The organism is Brevibacillus laterosporus (assembly GCA_007833815.1).
GTDB classification, from domain to species: Bacteria; Bacillota; Bacilli; order Brevibacillales; family Brevibacillaceae; genus Brevibacillus_B; species Brevibacillus_B laterosporus_D.
This window is the reverse complement of the sequence record CP033464.1, coordinates 713,206-738,091: the sequence shown is the minus strand read 5'-3', so window position 1 is coordinate 738,091 and position 24,886 is coordinate 713,206. Positions and strand designations below refer to the sequence as shown.

Genomic DNA, 24,886 nt, shown 5'->3' with positions numbered 1-24,886 from the left:
TATGAACCAGTAGAGTTATCAGCGCAAATCGTCTTATCTGTTCGGAGTATCATAGAATTACGTTACACAAGCAGAGCTTTTTTGGAGTAAAAGCTCTGACGAAGAATACAGAGGTCTGTAAGCCGTTCCTGAGGGAGCGGCTTTTATCTATGCAAAATAAAAAATCGTGGACTCGTATACAGCTTGAAAGGTATGCCTCTCAATTGACACCTAGCTAGACCCTCTTTACAATGATAGGTGTAAACGGTTATGCAGAAGATAGGAAGAAGGGATAATCGAGATGGAACAAACTCACCACATTATCATTGATACCGATCCAGGAATAGACGACGCAGTTGCAATCGCAGCGGCTCTATTTCATGAACAAATAAATGTGAAATTAATCACCACTGTTGCTGGCAATGTGTCGTGCGATAAAACTACCAATAATGCGTTAAAGCTCCTCGAATTCTTTCATAGTGATGTACCCGTTGCTAAGGGTGCAATCAAGCCCTTATTACGGACGCTAGAGGACTCTAGTCATATCCATGGCAACTCTGGGCTAGATGGGTATGAATTTCCTCATCCAAAGAAGGAGCCACTGGGTGTTCATGCTATTGAGGCAATGCGTAACACTATATTGAACAGTGAAGAAGCAATTACGCTAGTTCCAATTGGGCCTTTAACCAACATTGCCCTACTATTATCTGTTTATCCCGAATGCAAGCAAAATATCAAACGGATTGTGCTAATGGGTGGGTCAGCCTCTCGCGGTAATCACTCTCCTGCGGCGGAATTTAATATGTTTGTTGACCCTGAAGCGGCTAAAATCGTTTTACAATCAGGGTTAGATATTACGATGTGCGGCTTAGACGTAACAAGTTTAGCTACCTTGACTAAGGAAAATGTAGAAGCTATGAAAGAAATGAATCGAACAGGAGAAATGCTCTATGGTTTATTTCAACATTACCGTGGTGGTAGCTTAACGACTGGTTTACATATGCATGATCTATGCGCCATTGCTTATGTAGTAAAGCCTGAGCTTTTTGTCACAAGGGAATGCTTCGTAGACGTTGAAACAAATGGCAGTTATTCTGCTGGAGCGACTATCGTTGATCTAGGTGGTTACTATCAAAAACAAGCGAATACGAAAGTATGCTTGGAGATTCGGGTAGAAGAATTCCGTCAGTGGTTTATGGAATTGTTTGCAAAAGCCCATGTGTAATTAGAAGAGGACACTACTGGCTGGTAGTGTCCTCTTCGGTGTGTTTATATACGTGCGTTGTCAATTTTTGCTGTTAAGAGACTTCTTTTACTTTATTTGGATCTCGCTCCCAGCATTCTGCGTTTACCAGACCCGGAATGGAATCCGCATAAAAGACAGGATCTCTCCCTGCTTTTCGCTGCTGTACATAATCAGTTAGCGCAGCATATGCATATTTTCCAAGTAGGAAAATAGCAAACAGGTTAAGAAGAGCCATCATACCCATAAATAAATCAGCTAATGTCCAAACGAAATCATTTTTTGCTAGAGAGCCAAACATCACCATACCGATGACGCAAAGTCGATAAACAAGCATCCATGTGTGCGATTCACTACGAATAAAATCAATGTTAGTCTCACCATAGTAGTAGTTACCGATAATGGAACTATAGGCAAAGAAGAATATAATTACGGCAATAAAGTAAACAGCCCAAGAGCCGAGTTGAGAGCTTAGTGCCGCTTGTGTCAATTCTATTCCACCCATACCACTATCTACGTAAATGCCTGATGTAAGAATAATAAAAGCAGTCGCACTACATACCAACAACGTATCTACGTAAACACCCAACGTTTGTATCAAGCCTTGTTTAACAGGATGCGTAATATCAGCTGCAGCTGCCGCATTAGGTGCGCTACCCATCCCAGCTTCATTGGAGAATAGTCCACGCTTGATCCCCATGCTAAGGGCAATCCCAATACCGCCACCAAATGCCTCCTGCAAACCGAATGCGTGACTTACAATGCTCAGGAAGACAGCAGGAATCTGTTGATAGTTCATAAGCATTACAAATAAAGCAATCACAATATAAACGATTGCCATGATCGGCACAATCCATTTAGAGATAGCTGCAACGCGTTTTACACCGCCAAATACAACAAGACCAGTGAGGATACTCAGAATGATACCCATCATCAGTTTATCTACCCCGAAGGCAGTGTGCATCGCTGCTGTAATGGTGTTAGCTTGTACCGCATTAAAGACAAATCCGAAGCAAAGAGTAATTAGAACCGCGAAGGTAATACCCATCCACCGCTTATTTAATGCTTTCTCCATGTAATAAGCCGGTCCACCTCTATAACCGTGCTTATCATGCACCTTATAAATCTGTGCAAGTGTACACTCTACAAAACTTGAAGCTGCCCCGATCGTAGCCAACGCCCACATCCAAAAGACGGCTCCAGGTCCACCGACTGCGATGGCAATAGCGACCCCTGCCAAATTCCCCGTACCTACACGCGAGGCCGCACTAATACAAAAGGCTTGGAAAGAGGAAACTCCTTTTTTCTCTCGAGAATTACGATTAACACCTTCACCGAGCAGTCTAAACATTTCCCCAAGTAGGCGAATCTGCACGAATCTCGTTTGAAACGTAAAATAAATCCCGACTGCAATGAGAATGAAAATGAGAATGTAAGTCCATAGGAAATCATTGCTAACAGATAGTACTCTTTCTAGTGATGTCAAATGAAAGAGCCTCCTTTCTCCATAACCTAAGTAACATATTTTATCTATTTTAACATACATATACGTAAATAAAATTAGTAATAGCTGATTATTTACTTTTGTGAAACATTGTGAATTTTTTATAAAAGCATAAAAAAACTGATGTTATAGGGCTTTTGCCAGTAGACTTTTCTGCTTTAGTGTAAAAAATTGCTACAATAAAGAAGATCAAATAGCCGATACAAAAGGAGGGTTTCTCATGCTGAACTGTTCCTTACCTATGATTGATGCTCATATCCACTTGGATTTGTATAATCCTGCTGATGCCCAACAGATCATGGATGAGTGTCAGTCATGTGGGATTAAAAGGGTGATTGCCGTTTCTATGAATTTGGCATCCTCTCTTGTCAATCAAGAGTGGTTACAGAGGTATCCTGAACAAGTTAAAGTAGCATATGGTTTCCACCCTGAACAGAAATTGCCGTCTGAAGCAGAGTGTCAGCAATTGTTTGATTGGATAAACCAACACCAAACTGAGATGGTAGCGATTGGAGAGGTAGGCCTTCCTTACTATACTCAATTAGAGGCTAAGAATAATGGACAAGCTTTTTCTCAAAAACCATATATTCAATTGCTTGAGCGTTTTGTGCAGATAGCAGATCTTTATCAAAAGCCGATTATACTTCATGCCGTTTATGAAGATGCTGAGATAGCTTGTGATCTGCTGGAACAATATAACGTGACGAAAGCCCACTTTCATTGGTTTAAAGGTAGCGAGGAAACTACACGGAGAATGAGTAGGAATGGCTACTATATTTCTGTTACACCTGATGTTGTATATGAACCAGAGATACAGCAATTGGTTCGACAATATCCTCTTGAACAAATGATGGTGGAGACAGATGGGCCTTGGCCGTTTGAGGGTCCTTTTACAGGACAAATCACCCATCCCTCTATGATGAAAGAGAGCTGTGCGGTTATTGCCAGCATGAAGGGTCTATCAATTGAGGAAACGGCTTCGATTCTTTATCATAATACAAAACGATTTTACGGTGTTTAAGATATTCTTGTTTCTGTCATATCATTTGGTCAGAAGCAGGTGTAGTTTTTGCGTATTTACGGCTAAACTAAAAAAGATCAGTTGAAAAGCGATGGTAGGTTGAACTAAAAAGTAGTAAACTGTATTATTTTACTTACAGAGATGGTACAAGGTACACGTTAACTTGGTGGAGAAAGGTTGATTTTAGTGGAAAACACTTCGGCATCATCAAATTTCATTCGCAACATTATTATTGATGATCTTGAAACAAAAAAAGTAGATGAGATCGTGACGCGGTTTCCTCCAGAACCAAACGGCTACTTGCATATAGGACATGCCAAATCTATTTGCTTAAACTTTGAATTGGCTAAAGAGTTTAAAGGAAAAGCATTTTTACGTTTTGATGACACGAATCCTACAAAAGAAGAACAGGAATACGTAGAATCTATCAAGGAAGATGTAAAGTGGCTCGGTTTTGATTGGGATGAGCTGTTTTTTGCTTCTAATTATTTTGAGGAAATGTATGAGCGTGCTGTACTACTTATTAAAAAGGGCAAAGCATATGTGTGTGATTTGTCTGCGGAGCAAATGCGAGAATATCGTGGTACGTTAACGCAAACAGGAAAAGAAAGCCCGTTTCGCAATCGTACGGTAGAAGAGAACTTGGAATTGTTTGAGCGGATGCGCAAGGGTGAATTTGCAGATGGAGAAAAGGTACTACGTGCCAAGATTGATATGACTTCTCCGAACATGAATATGCGTGACCCGGTTCTTTACCGTATCTCGCACTCTACTCACCATAACACGGGTGATACTTGGTGCATTTATCCGATGTATGACTATGCTCATCCATTGGAAGATGCAATTGAAGGTGTTACGCACTCTATCTGTACTCTTGAGTTTGAAGATCATCGACCTCTGTATGACTGGGTGGTTGCTGAGACTGAGATGAAGCATGTACCACACCAATACGAGTTTGCACGCTTGAATTTGACGCAAACGGTTATGAGTAAGCGTAAATTGAAGCAACTCGTTGATGAAAACATTGTAGATGGATGGGATGATCCGCGTATGCCTACCATCTCGGGATTGCGTCGTAGAGGTTTTACACCGGAATCGATTCGTACTTTTGCTAGAGAAATCGGTGTTGCCCGTAGCTATAGCGTAGTCGATTCCAAAATGCTTGATCATTTTATTCGTGAAGATTTGAAGCTGAAAGCACCACGTACAATGGGAGTGGTAAAACCGCTTAAAGTGGTAATCACCAACTATCCAGAAGGACAAGTGGAGTGGCTTGAAGCTGAAATTAACCCAGAAAATCCAGAGATGGGTTCTCGTATGATTCCATTCACGCGCGAGATTTATGTGGAGCAAGATGACTTCATGGAAAACCCGCCAAGTAAATATTTCCGTCTATTCCCGGGAAATGAAGTCCGTCTTAAACATGCTTATTTCATTAAGTGTAACGAGGTAATCAAGGACGAGGATGGCAATGTAGTAGAGCTTCATTGCACTTATGATCCTGAAACAAAGAGTGGTTCTGGTTTTACAGGACGTAAGGTAAAAGGGACGCTTCATTGGGTAGATGCAACGCATGCTGTTTCTGCTGAGTTCCGTCTATATGAGCCATTGATTTTAGATGTGGAAGAAGAAGAGGGGAAAACATTCCTTGATTATATGAATCCTTCTTCTCTAGAGATCCTGCAAGGATTTGTAGAGCCAAACATGACAGAAGCTAAGCCACAAGATAAATTCCAATTCTTCCGCCATGGCTACTTCAATGTTGATCCGAAGCATACGACCGCAGAGAAATTGGTGTTTAACTTAATTGTTTCGCTAAAAAGCTCATTTGACCCAACGAAAAAATAATCAGGTTCAGTCTGATTCACGTAATCATAAAAAAAGCTGGTTCTTCATTGCGAAGAACCAGCTTTTTGCATATCGTATTTTTTTATGGTCAGTTTATTGTACGTCCCGCTTTTTGAAAATCAGAATGGATAAGAAAACCATCAGCGCGATATAGATGATGATAATCATCAATGAGAACCAAATGCCCAATTCTGGATAAGCAGGTGTAGCTAAACGTGAGATCAATGGATTATGGGAGTAAGCATTTAAATCCAGATGATTGAAAATCACAAATTTACCCCAGACGTACTTCTTGGTAAACATACTAGCTATTGAGCCAGAAAAGTTAGCAATAATGGCTACACTAATCGCAAGTGCATTTGTCTTGAATATAGTAGCAGTGAAAAATGATAGTGTAGCTAAAAATAACAAAGCTGGTATGCTATAGATATACCCTTGTAGTAGCGTATTGAAATCTAGATCGGCCATTGATTTTGTTCCAAAAAAGATCAATCCAACTAAGCTACTAAACAAAAGCAAAAATAAAGTGGCAGCAACCAACATGATAAGAACTGTTACATATTTGGACAGTAAAATCGTTGTACGGCTGCTAGGGCGAATCAATAGTTGCTTAATGGTACCTTCTTTATATTCATCGGTCAAAATTTGAGCGCCTACTACAAGTCCAAATAAGGTAATTAAAAAGCTAAGACCTATGTGCATAAAGATGGAGAATCCAGCATAACCAATCCCATTAGTCAGGTCTGTCGCATAAAGTTTACCTACAAGCCCTGCTAATAAAACAAGAACTGCTAGTAAGGAGAAGAACAGCACAGTTTGTTTTTTAGCATTAATTTTCATCATTTCATTTTGAATGAGATGTACAAATTTCATCGCTATTTTCCTCCTTTGGTCAGAGCTAAGAAGCGATCTTCCAGCGACTTGGTTCTAATTTTAATTTGATAAATAGGGCAATTGTTCTCAACTAAACGTTGTACAATTATCGGAATATCCGATTTTTCGATTTGAAGTAAGAGTAGCTTGTCACTCATTACCTCCACTGTCCAATCGTGTAATATGTCTGCTGTCTGCTGACTGTTTTCCACTTCGAACTCTACAGATAGCCCTTTTACTTCCGTTGCTTGATTATTAACAATCATCTCTTCAATAAATTGCCCTTCTTGAATAACAAGGGCCCGGTCACACATAAGCTCGACTTCGGAGAGTAAATGGCTGGAGACCAGAACAGCGATATTTTCACGTTTTGCTAATTCACGCAGATAGTCACGGAGCTGACGAATACCTGCTGGATCAAGACCGTTCGTTGGTTCATCAAGAATCAGAATTGATGGATTGTGCAAAAGAGCCTGAGCAATACCTAGGCGTTGACGCATCCCTAGTGAATAGGTTTTCACCTTTTGATTGACGGCACCTGAAAGCTCCACAAGGTCAATAATTTGGTGGATTCGTTCTTTTGGTACCGGTTGAACAGCCATCCGGGCAAAATGAATCATGTTTTGCATCCCGGTCATATAACCATATAGTTCAGGATTTTCAACGATTGCTCCGACATGAGCCATCGCTTTTGCCCGATCCTTTTTAATATTGTAACCCTCTACATATATTTCGCCTTCCGTAATGGAAGAGAGGCCAACGATCATACGGATGGTTGTAGTTTTACCAGAACCATTGGGACCAAGAAAACCGTATACTTCCCCACGTTGTACAGAGAACGTCAGGTCTCTAACAAGTGTTTTTCCCGCAATTCTCTTTGTCACGTTTTCTAATTTCACCACTGGTTGGTTAGACATTCATTTTCCTCCCACAATTTTTAATATTTCTAGTATTACCCAAACATAATGGATATGGAGCATACTATTTTACTTTTACTAGGCTATTATAGATGAAAAACCTTTCATTCGACTTAATCTACTCTTAAACTTACCTTAAATAAGGGAATGTTTGGAAAGGTGTTTTCATTATGTTGATTTTATCTGAAATTTGCTAAAATTACATTAAGTTTGTCTAAAATTAGAGAAAAGTAAGGTGGAGTGTAGATGACCATCAAGAGATATCCTCCAGATCAACAGGGTAGTAGCTATTTTGGTAGAGGAGAGATTACAGAGCTTCGTGCTATTTCCTTTCCCGGAGAAAAAGGCGCTGTAACACGTGTAGGACCTCTCTTTTATTGGGCATGGGCATACAGTAACGAGACGTACCAAATCCCTGAGCATCCTCATAAGGGCTTTGAAATTGTAACATATGTACTGGTAGGGGAAGTAGAGCATGGGGATTCGCTTGCGCACCACCAAAATTTATCAGCAGGAAGCTTACAGATCATTCAAGCAGGCAGTGGAGTTAAGCATACAGAAAAGCTGAAGAAAGACACGGAACTCCTGCAAATTTGGTTTGAGCCTGATTTACGTCAAAGTTTTAAACAAGTCCCTACCTATTCCTATCTTACACAGCAACAGGTCATGGTAACAGAAGAACAAATTGGGGTTCGTGTAAAGCATCTTATAGGTTCTCCTGCTCCTATAGAGCTACAAACAAAAGCTATAATGATGGATGTGGAGATTGCACCGAATCAGCGTTACATTTACCAGATACCGGCTGATACGACGTTGGCATTTTATGTAACTCATGGACAAGGGAACCTAGATGATGTAGCAAATGATGTTCATGAACAATTGAAATGTAAAGATTTTGTCGTGGTAGAAGAAGATGCTTCAAGAAATCTTTTATTTCAGGCAAACAATGATGGATTACGTATTGTGGTGGTCGGAGTGCCTAATCAAGTACCCTATTCCCTTTATCATAAAGAATAAATCGAAATATAAAAACCGCCTACGCAAGGGCGTAAGCGGTTTTGTAGAAACAGGTATACCGTTCTTTATTTTTTGAAGATGCCCATTGGTTTGCCAATTGGTAGGAATTCACGACCAAAATGTGCATTAAGCACACATGCAGCTGAACCATAGAATGAGAATAAAGAAATGAGTAGTTCTGATATTCCAGCAAGAGTATGCATAGGTTCTTTAGCGATTCCTAGACTACTGAAAGTAAGACCGATAAATAGGAAATCAATGAAAACAAAGATGATGAAAAGAACTTTATTCGTTTCAGCGGCACCAATCGTCATGAATACACTAAAGATCAGATAACCAAGGAAAGCAATGCCAAGGTGTTTGCTATCTACTTTAGCAGCCATTTCCGCCCCAAAAACACCCATCTGAATCATCCAAGAAAATGCCATAGCAAACCAGAAAAATGCAAAAGCGCCGAAAGCGGTAGTACCAAAAATATTATTGCGTTTAGAATCGTTTATGCAAGCAAATAGTTGTGCAAAGGCCCCTAAGAAAATAGCCCATGGTACGACCATGGATAGCCCTTCAGTAAAGCCTAGTTTTTGCATAGAAGCTACCAATGTTACCATAGCCAAACCAAATAAACCTAATGCTGATGGATCACAGTTGGTAATCTTAACGGATTGAGTATTCATCCTTGTTTGTTTCCTCCCTAATATATGTTGCTACGAAAAATACGTTACCTATTTTAAGGCAAGGATAGGGGGATTTGCTATTGTAATTTCTAACAAATGTGTTACGATATTATATTTGTTAAATTCAAAATAACAAGAAAACGGTCATTCCTATTTGGAATAGCCGTTTTCTATGTGAAAGTGATTATTTAGCATGGCATTTGATATATAGCGGTGCTTTCAAGGATTGATGGGTTTGGAGTAGCATGTATCGCCAGGCTTCTTTTTCTGTGAAGAAACGGATTACTCCTCGGTACATGTACTACTACTGGATTCAGAACAACTTTCGGAATAGCTGTAGGAACACTCACAAGAATGAGAGTGTGGGTGGGATGTGGGTGAGAGTATGAATGAGAGTGAGAATGTGGGTGAGAATGGGAATCATAATGAGAATCATAATGAGAATGAGAATGTGGAGAGCTAGAAGAACTGTATTTGTGATGGTGACACCGTTTTTTCTTAACTTGAACAATGACTCGTGCTATAGCTGTGAAGTGGCAAACGGGATCTACAACTAAAACAGTAAAGATATCTTCTCCTGAAAAACCGCGATTTGGTTTGTAGGCGTATCGACCATCAATTAAGAGTTTCATACAACCATGTTTTGGATGAGAAAGTAACTTAAACAAGAGGGGACTTCGACTTGGATTAGCGATTTTAATAAACGATTTAACACCTTCACCTTCCCGAGCGATGATTCCATTGTTTGTTGCTTGAAGTGGAATACAGGCACCAGGGAAAGGAATCGTAGCTACATTAGAAAGGACAGAAATAGCGACTTGTCGACCCCTTGAGAAGAGAAGTGTACCAGTTAACGTTGCTTGGCCGATGATCTCTGCTGGGGATGGGACAGAGACTACTCGAAATTGATAAGTAACACTTACAAAATTGACTTGTACAGGGATGGTACCCAGACTGATGCCAGTTACGGGTGAAGCTCCAGGTTGAGGGAATCCATTCACAGTGACACTATTTGGTACAACAGTACCTGTAGGAGTCGGATTAAACAGGAAGGCGTTGGTCAAAATTCCCCTGCTGTTATTAAATACTTGAACTGTAAATGTAATGATGCTCCCAACTGTGATAGAAGAGGTATCAGCGGAGAGTTTAACAAGGACATCTCTTTCAGGATGATGATGGTCACAATCGTGTGATGAAATATTCACGGTAATTTGTTCACCTCCGGGATTATTGAAAAATGGGGTAACCCGAGCTCGGACCACTATCTAGAGGCGTAAGCGGGGGTACACACATGATGTGGTAAGCTGGCATTTGTATACTTGGTTACTTACTGTGCTTACCATCTTTTCATATAGAAGAAAGATGATTACATACAGAGCGTGAAGTTTTCCGTTGCCATAGCTAAAGGGAGACCATAGGGAAAAACGCAATTATGGTACCTCCTTTAACTCAGATAGTTATGTATATGTGTAGTTATGGTAGAAAGGTCACGGTCGAACTTGTTTTAGATAAAAATGGTCAAATATAATAGGGGTGTTAATCTAGTTTTAACGATAACTACGATGATCTACAGAGCTCTTCCTCGTCGTTTTCCTGCACACATTTCACCACTTTCCCCCGATTACAGGTATAACTGGTTCAACAGGGGCTGGTTCAATTATTCCGTTTGCATCAGGAACTCCTCTTGCCGGTGGCCTTGCTGGTACTAGGGTTGGTTTTGGAAGCTCAGCACCGACGGTATTTGCTCTTGGAACCACCATCGATTTGACTGGAGCAGTAGGTACACTTCTTAACTTCGCTTACACTGTTCCACGTGACGGTATTATTACGTCTATCTCGGCTTACTTTAGTACCACTGCAACAATTTCTTTGATTGGAACAACAGTAACCATCACAGCTCAACTCTATAGTTCACCTACTCCTAATAACACCTTTAACCCAGTTCAAGGAACAATTGTAACCTTGGCAATACCAGTACGGCACAAACTCGTCTATTGATGTTTACTCCATCACTTCTAGTAATGTAACAGCAGCTACGGCTGTTGCAGGTGTTACTATCGCCTAATTCAATTGTATTGAATATCCTTCTGTATGTTAGAGAGATATTTTATTTTATTTTATTTTTATTTTTTTATTTTTTTTGTTTCATAATAGGCAATTTTTTGTTAATTGGATGTCTCAGAAATCAATGGGGAATAAATAAACCAAAGGTAATATAGCGCCATAAATAGTGAATAATAGGTATGGTTGTTACTATATAACTCATAAATAGTTGTCAATTAAACTTGTTACATATTGGATCTGAATATGCGCTCAGTTGTGAAAATATATTGTCTACTTGCTAAAGGATTGATAAAATAAGAAAGCGATCATCATTCAACAAAATTAAATAACAATTATATTTACATTTATGCCAATAATGATATCCTCCTGTTTTATTATTTTCTCACTTAGTTTGATTGAATCATACCCTCAATGATCGCGAGTTACTTGTTTCTATCTCAGTTGTCGGTAATTTTCTTTGTAAATAATTTAAGTTTTTATTAGCGAGGTGCTGAAATGAAAAAATATGGTTTAGCAGTACAGATCCTGATTGGACTTGTTTTAGGTATTACAGTCGGTGCAATTTTCTTTAATAATCCCGTTATAGAAAGCTATCTTAAACCAATCGGGGATATTTTTCTTCACTTGATTAAAATGATCGTAGTTCCAATTGTAATTGCTAGTTTGATTGTCGGTGTAGCAGGCGTTGGCGACATAAAGAAACTAGGGAAAATTGGTGGTAAGACAATCTTGTATTTCGAGATTATTACCACTGTTGCTATCGTGGTAGGTTTACTTTCGGCAAACATCTTTAAGCCTGGTGTGGGAGTCAACATGGCTGAGTTATCTAAGACCGATATCAACAAATATGTGCAGACAGCCGATCAAGCTACGAATCACAGTTTTGCAGATACTTTTGTTAATATTGTACCCACAAATGTTTTTGAGTCTATCGCAAAAGGGGACATGCTTGCGATCATCTTCTTCTCTGTTTTGTTTGGATTAGGTGTAGCAGCGATTGGTGACAAGGGTAAGCCAGTATTACAATTCTTCCATGGTGTGGCGGAGGCCATGTTCTGGGTAACCAATCAAATTATGAAATTTGCTCCATTCGGTGTGTTTGCTTTAATTGGTATCACAGTTTCTAAATTTGGCTTACAATCACTCATTCCACTGGGTAAACTCATGATATTGGTATATGGGGCTATGTTCTTCTTTATTTTCGTGGTGCTAGGTATAGTAGCTAGAATAAGTGGCATTCGCATCTTTACCATTATGAAAATCCTAAAAGATGAAATGCTATTGGCCTATACCACGGCTAGCTCGGAGACTGTATTACCTAAAATTATGGAGAAGATGGAGAAGTTCGGATGTCCAAAGGCAATTACTTCATTTGTAGTGCCGACCGGGTACTCCTTCAACCTAGATGGTTCCACACTCTATCAAGCGATTGCGGCCATTTTTATCGCACAAATGTATGGAATTGATCTATCCCTGTACCAACAGATTACATTGATGCTAGTTCTGATGGTAACTTCTAAAGGAATTGCAGGTGTACCAGGTGTTTCCTTCGTCGTATTGCTTGCTACTTTAGGAACGGTAGGAATTCCACTGGAGGGCTTAGCATTTATCGCAGGTATTGACCGTTTGCTAGATATGGCGCGGACAGTTGTTAACGTGATTGGTAATGCTCTAGCTGTTGTAGTTATTTCTAAATGGGAAAAAGAATATGACCCGGAAAAAGGAAAACAATATGTTGCTAGTCTCTAGAGGGATGCACTGAAATGTAGTAGGAAGAAGGTTGTCGGTAAAAGCCGGCAACCTTTTTTGTACAAGCTGGGAAGATAGTATAAGTGAGTACTAAGACCCTGTTTGCGTCAGAGACTTGGCGATCTGTTACTTTTATCTTATGCTTAAGAAGCAATAAAAGCGGGGAGGTAATATACATGTCCATTTTAAAAAACGACTGGGCTCCGTTATTAGAGAGTGAATTTCAGAAACCATACTATTTACATCTACGAGAGTTTTTACGGAACGAATATGCTATTAAAACTGTATATCCAGATAAATATGATATTTTTAATGCTTTGCATCATACGCCCTATCAAAATACGAAGGTAGTTATTTTAGGACAAGACCCTTATCATGGTCCTAATCAAGCGCATGGATTAAGCTTTTCAGTCAATCCAGGTATTAAAACACCCCCTTCTCTCGTAAACATTTATAAAGAATTGAGAGATGACTTAGGTTGTTCAATTCCTAATCATGGATATTTAGTGTCTTGGGCAAAACAAGGTGTACTTTTGTTAAACACGGTATTAACAGTTAGAGATGGGGAAGCCAATTCACACAAGGGTAGGGGCTGGGAGCTATTTACCAATCGTGTGATTGAAGAGATAAACAAACGAGATAAGCCAGTGGTCTTTATCTTATGGGGGAGAAATGCTCAAGATAAAAAAAGTATGATTGATACCAATAGACATTACATTTTGGAATCGGTTCATCCTAGCCCACTATCTGCAAGTAGGGGATTCTTCGGTACCAAACCTTTTTCTAAAGCTAATCAATTTCTTTTGGAAATGGGAGAGGAACCAATTGACTGGCAAATTCCCCCTTTGTAACCTATACAAGTAAGCTCCCCCTTCTTGTATAGCCTGATTGCAATTGCTTATTCATCATTTCTCAGTGGAGACACTCCACTGTTTCTTCTCTCAAATATCGCTAGCTTTCACTAATTTTTTGATATAATATCATTAGTGAAGGTGAGGTGAAGAATATGCAAATAACAATCACAGCTACAATCAAAATAAAACCAACTGTAGAGCAAGTAGAATTATTGAAACAAACTTTGCATGCCTATCGTTCTGGTTGTAACTATGTTTCTTCTCTTATCTTTGAAACAAAAGAGATGTCGCAGCCAAAGCTACATAAAATGACTTACGATGTGTTGCGAACGGAATACCTACTACGCTCACAAATGGCACAATCTGTTATGAAGACTGTGATTGCACGTTACAAATCTACCAAAAGTAACGGACATGTTTGGACGAAAAATGCTTTCAAAAAAACAGAGTATGATCTTGTATGGAATCGTGACTATTCACTTATCCAAGGATTGTTTTCAGTGAACACCTTACAAGGCAGAATCAAAGTTCCATTTGAGTTAAAAGCCATGGAACGATATTTTGACGGTTCTTGGACTTTTGGCACAGCTAAACTCGTCCATAAATATGGGAAGTTCTTTTTGCATATTCCGATGACAAAGGATATCCCTGAATCAGATTTCCACACAGTAAAGCAAGTGGTTGGGGTTGATATGGGAATAAACTTTACCGCCACAGCTTATGATTCACAGGGTAAGGTTACATTCTTTACGGGCAAACATATCAAACATAAAAGAGCGAAGTATAAACATTTACGTAAGCAACTACAAATGAGGCAAACTGCTTCTTCACGTAGACGTTTGAAGAAAATCGGTCAACGAGAAAACCGTTGGATGACAGATGTTAATCACACTGTCAGTAAGGCACTCGTAGAAAGATATGGAGCAAATACACTCTTTGTTGTTGAAGACTTGACAGGTGTACGCAATGCTACTGAACGTGTACGTGTCAAAAATCGTTATGAATATGTATCTTGGGCATTCTATCAATTGCGTCAAATGATAGAATACAAAGCTTTGATGCACCAATCAAAGGTGATGGCAGTTGACCCACGATACACATCGCAAACTTGTCCAAAGTGCGGGCATACAAAGAAAGCCAATCGAAACAAGAAAATGCATGTATTCTGCTGTAAAGCCTGCCATTACACCTCAAACGATGATCGTATTGGGGCCATGAATCTTCAACGAAAAGGAATAGAGTACATCGTTGAAGTAACAACAGGAGCATAGCTTCTTTTGTTGGGTAGATGTCAACCTGCCCTGATGTAACACCACGCTTGTAAAAGCGAGAAAAGATAGGAGTCGAAAGATGCGTGTACTATCGGGTAGTTACAAGCTCGTAACTTTAGTCATGAGTTGTTGACATCGATACTGTTAGAATTTATAAAATAGGTATATATTTGAATAAGTGAGCTGACTAACATGACGAACTATGAAGCTGAATTTAGCAACTTGGTCAGGACTTTCCGTAAACGTCATATGGGAAAAGGGCCTAGTCAAATAAAAACCACATTCTGCAAAAACTGGGCAATTTGTGAAATGCAAGGCAATCTCTCCCCAGTAGAGAAGTTTATTGCAACAGCAGATACAGGTAAGCAAATGCTTCGCTCAGCTCGGACGGAGATGGTCAAAGAAATGTACCACAAGACGCGTCCTGTTGAGATGGAAGAGCTTCTTGGTGCAACGTTCATAGATCTATTCGTAGATATTGATATTGAAAGTGATTTTGGGATGTCCATTTTTGTTTTTGACCAAGATATTGAGCGCAGATTTGGATCGGATCGCTGATGATAAACATATAGTATACAGCAGTTGGAACTTGGTAGCGTACCTGCTAAAGACTAACCGCCGCAAGTTGTCCCCTTGTTTCAAGGTAGGTCTAGCTTGTGGCATTTTTTATTTGGTAAAAAGGTCTATTAAAAGGAAGGAAGATTGCCATGAGTCAGGAAGTATCATCCCGACGAGCTATCATGAGATATGATGGAAAGGATTTCCGGATAATTGATGATGAGATTGCGTGTGAATATCCGCTAACCATAATAGTAAATGAGATGGAATTTGCAACAATGGTGTGCACGCCAGAACATATGGAAGAGCTTCTTCTTGGATTCCTAGCATCAGAAGGTGTTATCAGACTACCAGATGAATTAGAGTCATTGAATATTAATGAAGAATCTGGATTTGCTTATGTGGAGCTAAAAAATAAAAGTAAGCTATCACCCCAGCATTCTAAGCGTTTCATCGGTTCCTGTTGTGGTAAAAGCCGACAATTTTATCTGCAAAGTGATGTGCGAACTGCCAAAACAATCATGTCAAAACAGCAGATCAGCGTAATGGATTGTCAGATGATGATGAACCATATGCAAGACAACTCTTCTTTTTTTAAGCAGACAGGCGGTGTCCATAACGCAGTCTTATGCAGTAAAGAAGGAATTGTAGTGACAAGAACGGATATTGGCAGGCATAATGCTTTAGACAAGGTGTACGGCTATTGCTTGCAGAATCGCATTGGCTTATCGGATAAGGTCATTGCCTTTAGTGGAAGGATATCTTCAGAGGTCTTGTTAAAGGTGGCGAAAATAGGTGTGGGCATTGTTCTCTCTAAATCAGCTCCAACAAACCTCGCACTTGATCTCGCCGAAGAGTTGGGTATTACAACGGTAGGGTTTATCAGAGGGAATACGTTAAATGTATACACGCATCCTGAACGAATAATAGAGACACAGTCCGTTACGTTTTGATTGGCCTCCATGATGTATAATAAAATATAATGGCATTATAACAAGAACCTGTACACTAAAGGAAAGTGTGACATACATGAATAGATCTCACCGGTTTCAGCGAAGGGCGCTTAAAGTTGAAGAAGCACAAAACCGTATTCTTTCTCGCATAACAAGCATGACCACGGAAGTAGTATCATTGGTAAACAGTTTAGGCAGGCGATTAGCTGAGCCTATTCATGCAACGAATGATGTCCCAGCTTTCCGGCGGGCGGGTATGGATGGGTATGCTATCTGGTGTGCAGAATTTGAGGAAGCTACACCACATGAGCCGCTTACCTATCGAATCGTAGGAGATATTGCAGCAGGGATTGCCCCCACTATGAAGCTGAATAAGGGGGAGGCTGTTCGAATTATGACCGGTGCTTGCGTCCCTGAAGGTGCTAATGCAGTGATTATGTTTGAACAGACACAGGAATACGAACAGAATGAACAAGCTTATGTACAAATTAAACATAACGTACGACAAGGTCAGAATATTGCTCAGGTGGGTGAAGAGATTCAAGAGGGGCAAGCTATTATAGAGCCAGGGAGATTGATTCAACCGGGTCAAATGGCATTGCTTTCTACGTTTGGCTATCATCGTGTAAAGGTATATGTCCAACCTAAAGTAGGTATTTTTGCTACAGGAACGGAATTACTGCCCATTGAACAGGCATTGTTTCCCGGCAAAATTCGCAATAGTAACAGCTATATGGTGCAAGCTATGGTGGAAGCAGCTGGTGCAATTCCTTATCAATACGGGATTATTCCTGATGATAAGGAAAAGGCAAAAGCTTTATTGACAGAAGCCCTTCATGACATGGACATCGTCATTACTACAGGTGGTGTCTCAGTTGGCGATTATGATATTATGGCAGAAATCTTTCGCGAACAGAGTGAGGATATGCTATTTAATCGGGTATCCATGAGACCTGGTAGTCCTACCTCAGCAGCAGTTATCCAGAACAAATTACTATTCGGTTTATCCGGGAATCCAGGAGCATGTTTTGTTGGTTTTGAATTGTTCGTAAGGCCAGCGATTCGTGCTATGTTGGGTGCTAAAGAGGCCCTTCCTACCATAATGGAGGCCTTTTTAGATACCGATTATGAAAAAGGTTCTCCCCATGTACGCTACGAACGGGGCAAATTGTGGATAGATAAGGGAATAGTAAAGGTAAAGTCGATTGGTGTGACTAAATCAAGCCACATGCTTTCTATACAGGATGCCGATTGTCTCCTGCTGATCCCTTCAGGTAAAACAGGGGCCGCTAAAGGAGATTTAATTCAGGTGATCCCACTTCAGTACGATGTCACCTAAAGAAGGGAGCTGTGGGATGGTGAACCAGAAGATCACAAATACAAAAGTAACTGACCACTTGCAACGTCCATTGCGAGATCTACGCATTTCTGTTACAGATAAGTGCAATTTTCGATGTCGTTATTGTATGCCAGAAGAAATTTTCCACAAGGATTTTCAGTTCCTTCCGAAAGAGAAATTACTCTCTTTTGAAGAATTAGAGCGGCTAACCCGTATTTTTGTGAACATGGGTGTTGAGAAAATTCGTTTGACTGGTGGAGAACCTTTATTACGTAAAGATGTAACGGTATTGATTAAGAAAATCAGGCAGATAGAGGGCGTAAAGGATATTGCTCTAACAACAAATGGTTCCTTGCTAGAAAAATTTGCTCTCCCTTTAAAGAAAGCAGGGCTAGACAGGGTATCTGTCAGCTTGGATAGCCTTGATGATGAGCGGTTTAGTTATATGAATGGGCGCGGGGTTAGGGTTAGTACGGTATTAAAAGGTATTGAGACTGCACAGAAAGCTGGGCTTGGGGTAAAGGTGAATATGGTGGTGCAAAAAGGGGCAACAGATCAGGATGTCCTCCCTATGGCCCGCTATTTTAAAGAAGCAGGAATTACGTTGCGTTTTATTGAGTTTATGGATGTGGGGAATGCAAATGGCTGGGAATTGAAACAGGTGGTCCCGAGCCGTGAGATTTTAGAAATGATCCATCAAGAAATGCCCTTGGAACCAGTAGAAGCTGATTATTTTGGTGAGGTAGCCAAACGTTACCGTTACAAAGGAACCAAGACGGAGATTGGATTTATCTCTTCTGTGACGCAAGCTTTCTGTTCTTCCTGTACACGTGCCCGCTTGTCTGCGGAAGGCTTTATATATATGTGTCTATTTGCCACAGAAGGAACCGATTTGAGAAGCCGCCTTCGAGATGGAACCAACGATGCTGAGTTAGCTCATTATATTCAACATCTGTGGTCGCATCGGGAGGATCGCTATTCCGAAGAACGACTATCAGCTACAGAGGGATTACCACGTAAAAAGGTGGAAATGTCCCATATCGGTGGATAAAAGCTGATTTCAAGACAAACGAAAATGAGAAAGAGAATACAGCTTTTCTTAGAAAAAGTTTCTGTATTCTCTTTCTTTATTTTTTGTCTGCTATGTTTTATCAAAAGATTCGCGAACAGAATCTACTAAAGATACCGATATCTTAAATGGTGCTACGCATAATACTAGTAATTGCAATTCTGATTGGATCAGTGTAAATGACAGAAGAACGTAAGAGAAAATCTTGCAGGAGATCCTGAAAGAATGGCAATGGATGGTTGAGTTTAAAATTGACGTTGTTGTAGTTGATATGCCCATTTTAGATACAAGGAAACATAAAAAATTGGGCGGTGTTGGTCAACTAGTAACTAATCACAGTCGTATATTTTATGGAGGAGCTAGGATTGAAGAAAAATACATTCTATAATGTCATGAAAGAATACGAATTGACAAGTGTTGTAACGAGTCAGAAATCAATGTAAACAAAAAACGCTCGAATATTGCTGACAGTCAAGACTACTTTATTTCTCTATCCCTCTTCGTTTTTTCTTCATCTGCTACTGACGGGAGGAGGTCGCCCTATTAGATTACGAAGTGAATAACATACTGCCAGATGATCCAAAATATGGTATTATGTGTAGAGCAGGTAGTTGAGATGGACGTCCGAAAAACAGCGGGTATATCCACATGTTATTGAGTATTCATATCGCTTTTACTTAGCCAAACGAAAAACACTAAGCCTAGTTGAACACGAAAAATGGCTGAATGAAGTTAAAGAAGCACATAAGTGAGATCAAGTAATTAAAGGAAAGAGCCAAACTATCTATCAATTTAAGGAAGTGGTTGGTATATGTGGTCTTTATTAACTCTAACTATCATAACATTATTACTTTTTGCTTTCAGTTTGTTTACTAAATTTAATTTCATAATTTTCGCAGTTTCTTTTTTGTTTTTATCCCGACTCCTCGACAAAACTATTTTCAAAAATTTTAAAAGGCCAAATAAGGTATTGTCTATTTTAATTGTATTGTCATTCATAGCTATAAATGTTTTTGTTGTAGTAGATATTATCAGATAAAAAGGAGCCCCATAATCAGGGGCTCCTTTTTATCTGAGTGGGTATTAGGGATGTAAGAAGAAAAACTGACTTATTGTATAGCAAAATTAATAATTAAACTGGAATATATTCTATTGAAATCCATTTTTTTACTGGAAATAAATCACCACCAGGCTTACCATACTGCACTTCATAGTTGTATTTGGTTACAACGTTCCAACCTTTTAAGTTTTTGCTTTTCATATGTCTTGCCATGAGTTCTGCACCAGCTGAGATTGCTCCTACGGCTAGTAATCCATATCCTGTTTTTGTCAATGCAACTTTTGCGATTTTCTCCCATGCAGCTACACCTAATGCAGATAACCCACCAACGATACCGAGATCAGCAGATATTTTAGATAACTCATCTGCTGAGAAAAAGGTGGTGCTCGTATAGATCAAGCAAGGATTGTAATCTGAAAGTGGTTTGCCTTTATAGGGCCATTTATTTTTATCGCAAGAAGGATTCCATGATGTTGTAGTACTATTAGTTTCGGCAAGTACTTTTTGTGTGTTCATTGGGGTAATGACTGTAAAAATAAGACAGAAACAAATAAAAATTGATAATTTTTTGAAATTTACCAAAAGAATCATCCTCCATGATATATTTTTCTATAATTAACCCAATACCCGTACAATTACATAAAATATACCTTTAAAAGGAAAAAATGTAAATACTTACCTGTAAATTTTAGGTATATTTATATAATTTAGTGATTTTGAGTATATAATCCCGACAACATTGGAGAGGTCTAAAACTGAAATATGTGAGGGAGCTGCTTCTTATGTTCAGTAGATTTGATGAAAAGGTTGACCAGTTCGTCTCGATGGTTATTTAAATCGTTTTCTATTCCAATACTTCAAACTGATGCAGAAAGGTTCACCGTGCTGTTGTACGATTATGTATTCAATAGGATGAAGTAGGGAAACCGCCAACATTATGCGAATTTTGAACGCTAATGTAGCCTGTAACAGCTCTGGTATTACCCCTACCCAAGATTACGTTTCAGAGCAAGAAAAAAGAGACGCTAGATAATTATCTGGCGTCTCTTTGATATTTTACCAATCAGGTTCAACAGTATTTACATGTATATGCCCAACCCCATTTTCATTTGGAAAAGTGCTAGGCAGCGTAAAATCTTTAAAAGTAACTTTGGATGATCAAAAGGAGTATGGTACTGCTGAATATGAAGTGTTGGCTACAGGAACAAAAACAGACTCGCAGCTTATCAAAATCTAGCAATGATTTAAAAGCGGAGGTGTGGTCTGAAGTTTCAACAGATAAGGCTAAAGGAAAAGTAATTGATTTCGAAGAGGTAAAGTAAAGAATGAGGAAATAAAGCCCTTAACGGAGTCGTCCTTGCGAGTCCGAAAATAAGCATTATGTAAACTAAACGTCCGAATCCCAAAATTCGGGTATTTTATTATTGGTGTAAAGAGATAACGGGATTACTTCTATATGTATTTTTCTCCTCTTCAGCTTTTTCTTAAAATGGACATTCATCTGACATATTAACCTGGTATAATGATAAATGGTCACTACGTTCCCCCTAGAGGTTTGGATCGGGTACTTGTAAGAAGTACTTCTGCAAAACTAACTATGAAGGAGTTTGATTCTAATGAATAAAAAAGCATCAAAATGGATGATTGGGGCGTTAGCACTAGCAGTCTTTGCACCAACTGCGGCTTTTGCGGCAATGAATACAAATGTAGATGAAACAAAAGTATAGCAAACCTTTCATCAAAAACACGTATACTATTCATTTGAGGATAGACAAGCCAATGAGAAGCCTGATGTGAAAGTGGTCCTAGGCAAGACGGAACCAGGGGAACAAGAAAATATCATGGAACAGATTAAAGTAGCCGCTGATGCGGATTCAGTGAACAAACTGCTACAAGAGTGGTTAGAGAAAATGCAAAACAAGAAACAACCTGAAGCAAAGGCTGAGTAATTGAAACATGTAAGTAGTTGGAAAAGCTCAAGATAGAGACTAACAAATAGTCAATAAGTAAGCTACAAGTATTATTTACTATATCTTCCAAAAAATGACACCATTTTTTCTTATCCTGCTTCTGATCCATTGATATGACTGACTTTAAGGTATGTATTAAACCAATAGTAAATAGCATTTTTCGTCCCATCGAGTTATCATTTCCGGTGACAAGGAAAACAGAAAATAGAATAATGAAATATTTTATATTTTTCTTAAAAACATTCACGGAGGTCAGAGATGAAGAGATTGCTAACAATTTTATTATGCACAATGTTACTAGTTTCGAATGGAGTGATAGGTAGTTCTGGAACAGTAGTAGCTGCAGATAGCACAGAGATCTCACAGTTGGTTCTATCAGAAAATGAAGTCTCCATGGAAACGGGAGATTCAAATTCGTTAACGGCAACGGCAATTTATGTAGATGGAAAATCTGAGAATGTCACTATCAAAACTACTTGGTCAAGTTCAAATAGCGATATAGCCTCTGTATATGCTGGTACGATTAGAGGGATAAAAGAAGGAAAAGCTACAATCATCGCAACGTATCTGAATAAAACTATACCAGTACAAGTAGATGTATCAAAAAAGGTTCGAACATTAACAAAAAACAAACAAACGGTTACTATTCGGACTGGAGAGGCACATAGTGAACAAGTTAACGTATCAGCTGTCTATGAAGATGGCTCCACAGAGGACGTTACTACAAAAGCAATGTGGACGGTTGAAGATCAGTCTGTTGCAACCGTTTTTAATGGGAAAATTGTGGGACAAAGTTCTGGTAGCACTACTGTAACGGCAAAATTTGGGAAACAATCCGTTTCTATTCCTGTTAACGTTGAGATTATAAAAAGACTAGAACCTAGTAAATCAAATGTTTCTCTACTTCTTAGTTCTGGTAAAAATACTGAAATAATTAAATTGCAAGCAATATTTCCTGATGGAAGCAAAGAAGAAGTATCAAGCAAGGCAGTGTGGTCTTCGGATAATGAAAATGTAGCTGATGCAATTAACGGTACAATCAAGGCATATGGTGTGGGTGAAGCAACCATTACAGCGAAATATGGGACGAAAACTGCTACGATTAAAGTTGATGTTGACTCAGCTATGGTCATTGAATTAGATCAACAAGATGTATTTATGCTTCTGAAAGATAGTCCGAAAAAGCTAAAGTTGACTGCTTCTTTTATTAATGGTGAGGAAGAAGATATTACAGATAAAGCAGAATGGACTACAAGTAATAAAGCGGTTGCGACAGTAAATAAAGGTAGTATTGTTGCACATTCATCGGGAGAAGCCATTATTACAGCAAAGTACGGAGATAATGAAGCCAAAGCGACAGTGGATGTAGAAGTACCTAGACGTCTTGAAGTAGATCAAGATTATTTATCACTTAGTACAAAAGACTCGGATGAGACAGCTGTTGAGTTAACAGCTTATTATGCAAATGATACAAACCAGAGTGTCACAGAGAAGGCTACTTGGACTTCTAGTAATGAAAATGTAGCAACTGTTTACAAGGGAAAGATTAAAGCTCTCAAATCTGGTGAAGCTACCATTACTGCCAAATACGCTGATAAAACAGTTACTGTTCGTGTAGATGTCGACTACTCCCAACAAATTGTTGCGGATGTAAAGTCTCTTAATCTGCAAGTAGGAGGATCCCAGCAACTAGTGTTAAAAGCAATCTATGAAGGGCGAGAAGAGATCATTACCGATAAAGCAGAATGGTCATCTAGTGCAGAAGATATTGCGGAGGTACGAAGAGGTAACGTAACAGGCTTGAAAGACGGATCAGCAACGATTTCTGCTAAGTATGGTAATCGAACTGCTACTATACCAGTATCTGTTGGTGTTGTGAAAAAAATAACAATAAAAAAAGCAGATGCTGCTATTGATAAGCTTGTCATGCAAAAAGATAATTCTGTTCAACTTACATTGAATGCTGAATACATGGACGGCTCAACAAAAGATGTAACTGATCTTGCAATCTGGTCTCCTGATTCCTCTACTATTGCACAGGTAGATGCTAACGGTATGGTAAAAGCCAAGGGATCAGGTAAAGTGGATATTTCGGCCAGTTTCGGTAATAAAACAGTAAAGATTCCTGTAGAGGTTGATATTACAGCTTCTTTAACTTCGAATACAAAAAATGTTTTCATGAGTGTGGGAGAAACGGTCCAAATTAAACTTAACCCAGATGCAGCAGACAGTAATTATATTACTGATCAAGCAGAATGGTCATCAAGTTCGTCGAAAGTTGCTGAAGTTACGAAAGGTGAAATTCGAGCTTACAGTAATGGTAAGACAACAATCACTGCTAAATATGGTGGGAAATCTGTTTCTATACTAGTGGAAGTTGACGTTCTTCAAGGATTGGTAGCAAATACACGCCTCGTACGATTAAAAACTCTAGGCGATGTAAAAGATATCCAGACGAAAGTAACTCTGACGGCTACTTTATCGGGTGGACGTACTGTAGACATGACAGATCAAGCAGAATGGAAAGTTACAAATTATAAAATTGCCGAGGCAAATAAAGGAACTATTAAAGCTATTGGATATGGTAAAACAACAGTAACTGCAAAATATGGTGGGAAATCAGTCACAATCTATGTTGAAGTGGATCAGTTAAAGTATCTTAAAACGAATCACGTCCAATTAAATATGAAGGTTGGGGAAACAAAGCAAGTAAATGCGACTGCAACCTATTTAGATGGAATAGATCGAGATGTAACGAAGCCTGCATTGTGGACAACTTCAAAAGTTACAATTGCTGATGTGAAGGATGGCATAATTAAAGCAACTGGTGTGGGTCGCGCCGTTATTACTGTAAACTATGGCGGTAAAAAGACTCAGGTGATAGTGGTTGTTACAAAATAATAGTAAGACATGTAATGGACTG

The 24,886-nt window shown here is 39.2% G+C and carries 20 protein-coding genes and 1 pseudogene; 15 read left to right on the top strand and 6 right to left on the bottom strand.

All coding sequences use genetic code 11. The features are described 5' to 3' along the window. Positions 1 to 280 precede the first annotated feature (280 nt). A complete protein-coding gene (gene rihC / locus EEL30_04720) occupies positions 281 to 1,204 on the top strand; it encodes a ribonucleoside hydrolase RihC (protein ID QDX91735.1) in 924 nt (307 codons plus the stop codon). A 73-nt stretch (positions 1,205 to 1,277) separates the two neighbouring features. Here rihC and EEL30_04715 read toward each other — a convergent pair whose 3' ends face one another. Beyond that, positions 1,278 to 2,708, bottom strand: coding sequence for an alanine:cation symporter family protein (locus tag EEL30_04715; GenBank protein ID QDX91734.1), 1,431 nt, complete (start codon positions 2,706 to 2,708; stop codon positions 1,278 to 1,280). Between the two features lie 238 nt (positions 2,709 to 2,946). Here EEL30_04715 and EEL30_04710 point away from each other — a divergent pair, with 238 nt between their 5' ends. Continuing rightward, the gene (locus EEL30_04710) at positions 2,947 to 3,747 is read left to right on the top strand and encodes a TatD family deoxyribonuclease (protein ID QDX91733.1); all 801 of its coding nucleotides are present in this window, start codon (positions 2,947 to 2,949) and stop codon (positions 3,745 to 3,747) included. A gap of 177 nt (positions 3,748 to 3,924) precedes the next feature. Beyond that, on the top strand, positions 3,925 to 5,595 hold the full coding sequence (locus EEL30_04705; protein QDX91732.1) for a glutamine--tRNA ligase/YqeY domain fusion protein: 1,671 nt from the start codon (positions 3,925 to 3,927) through the stop codon (positions 5,593 to 5,595). A 93-nt stretch (positions 5,596 to 5,688) separates the two neighbouring features. On the opposite strand, the gene EEL30_04700 is transcribed toward EEL30_04705, so the two are convergent. Beyond that, positions 5,689 to 6,468: a hypothetical protein gene (locus tag EEL30_04700; GenBank protein QDX91731.1), complete on the bottom strand. Its 780-nt coding sequence runs from the start codon at positions 6,466 to 6,468 to the stop codon at positions 5,689 to 5,691. Positions 6,469 to 6,470: 2 nt separating this feature from the next. Further along, positions 6,471 to 7,385 (bottom strand): ABC transporter ATP-binding protein, encoded by a 915-nt coding sequence (locus EEL30_04695; protein ID QDX91730.1) that lies wholly within the window; start codon positions 7,383 to 7,385, stop codon positions 6,471 to 6,473. Positions 7,386 to 7,631: 246 nt separating this feature from the next. Between EEL30_04695 and EEL30_04690 the strand changes: the two genes are divergently transcribed. Further along, positions 7,632 to 8,402, top strand: a complete 771-nt coding sequence (locus tag EEL30_04690) for a pirin family protein (protein ID QDX91729.1) — start codon at positions 7,632 to 7,634, stop codon at positions 8,400 to 8,402. A gap of 65 nt (positions 8,403 to 8,467) precedes the next feature. On the opposite strand, the gene EEL30_04685 is transcribed toward EEL30_04690, so the two are convergent. Continuing rightward, a complete protein-coding gene (locus tag EEL30_04685) occupies positions 8,468 to 9,076 on the bottom strand; it encodes a hypothetical protein (protein ID QDX91728.1) in 609 nt (202 codons plus the stop codon). Positions 9,077 to 9,264: 188 nt separating this feature from the next. Further along, complete coding sequence (locus EEL30_04680; GenBank protein QDX91727.1) at positions 9,265 to 10,341, bottom strand: DUF11 domain-containing protein; 1,077 nt, start codon at positions 10,339 to 10,341, stop codon at positions 9,265 to 9,267. A 328-nt stretch (positions 10,342 to 10,669) separates the two neighbouring features. On the opposite strand from EEL30_04680, the gene EEL30_04675 reads away from it, so the two are divergent. The 9 genes from EEL30_04675 (at position 10,670) to EEL30_04635 (ending at position 19,972) form a co-directional block, all read left to right on the top strand. Continuing rightward, positions 10,670 to 11,074, top strand: a complete 405-nt coding sequence (locus EEL30_04675; protein QDX91726.1) for a hypothetical protein — start codon at positions 10,670 to 10,672, stop codon at positions 11,072 to 11,074. Between the two features lie 561 nt (positions 11,075 to 11,635). Then, positions 11,636 to 12,889, top strand: a complete 1,254-nt coding sequence (locus EEL30_04670) for a glutamate:protein symporter (GenBank protein QDX91725.1) — start codon at positions 11,636 to 11,638, stop codon at positions 12,887 to 12,889. Positions 12,890 to 13,065: 176 nt separating this feature from the next. Further along, complete coding sequence (locus EEL30_04665) at positions 13,066 to 13,740, top strand: uracil-DNA glycosylase (protein QDX91724.1); 675 nt, start codon at positions 13,066 to 13,068, stop codon at positions 13,738 to 13,740. A gap of 155 nt (positions 13,741 to 13,895) precedes the next feature. Next, positions 13,896 to 15,014, top strand: coding sequence for a transposase (locus EEL30_04660; GenBank protein ID QDX91723.1), 1,119 nt, complete (start codon positions 13,896 to 13,898; stop codon positions 15,012 to 15,014). Between the two features lie 192 nt (positions 15,015 to 15,206). Further along, on the top strand, positions 15,207 to 15,572 hold the full coding sequence (locus EEL30_04655) for a DUF2294 domain-containing protein (protein ID QDX91722.1): 366 nt from the start codon (positions 15,207 to 15,209) through the stop codon (positions 15,570 to 15,572). A 149-nt stretch (positions 15,573 to 15,721) separates the two neighbouring features. Then, entirely contained in the window at positions 15,722 to 16,525 is an 804-nt protein-coding gene (fdhD, locus tag EEL30_04650; protein QDX91721.1) for a formate dehydrogenase accessory sulfurtransferase FdhD, read from the top strand. A 76-nt stretch (positions 16,526 to 16,601) separates the two neighbouring features. Further along, complete coding sequence (locus EEL30_04645; protein QDX91720.1) at positions 16,602 to 17,864, top strand: molybdopterin molybdenumtransferase MoeA; 1,263 nt, start codon at positions 16,602 to 16,604, stop codon at positions 17,862 to 17,864. Positions 17,865 to 17,880: 16 nt separating this feature from the next. Next, the gene (gene moaA, locus EEL30_04640) at positions 17,881 to 18,915 is read left to right on the top strand and encodes a GTP 3',8-cyclase MoaA (GenBank protein ID QDX95670.1); all 1,035 of its coding nucleotides are present in this window, start codon (positions 17,881 to 17,883) and stop codon (positions 18,913 to 18,915) included. A gap of 829 nt (positions 18,916 to 19,744) precedes the next feature. Further along, positions 19,745 to 19,972 carry a hypothetical protein gene (locus EEL30_04635; protein ID QDX91719.1) on the top strand — a complete coding sequence of 76 codons (228 nt, stop codon included), beginning with the start codon at positions 19,745 to 19,747 and terminating at the stop codon, positions 19,970 to 19,972. Between the two features lie 93 nt (positions 19,973 to 20,065). Here the strand turns inward: EEL30_04635 and EEL30_04630 are convergent, their stop codons facing one another. Continuing rightward, positions 20,066 to 20,575: a hypothetical protein gene (locus tag EEL30_04630; protein ID QDX91718.1), complete on the bottom strand. Its 510-nt coding sequence runs from the start codon at positions 20,573 to 20,575 to the stop codon at positions 20,066 to 20,068. Between the two features lie 1,034 nt (positions 20,576 to 21,609). Between EEL30_04630 and EEL30_04625 the strand changes: the two are divergent. Further along, a pseudogene (locus EEL30_04625) lies at positions 21,610 to 21,798 on the top strand (hypothetical protein). A gap of 423 nt (positions 21,799 to 22,221) precedes the next feature. Further along, on the top strand, positions 22,222 to 24,864 hold the full coding sequence (locus tag EEL30_04620; protein ID QDX91717.1) for a hypothetical protein: 2,643 nt from the start codon (positions 22,222 to 22,224) through the stop codon (positions 24,862 to 24,864). Positions 24,865 to 24,886: the final 22 nt, after the last annotated feature.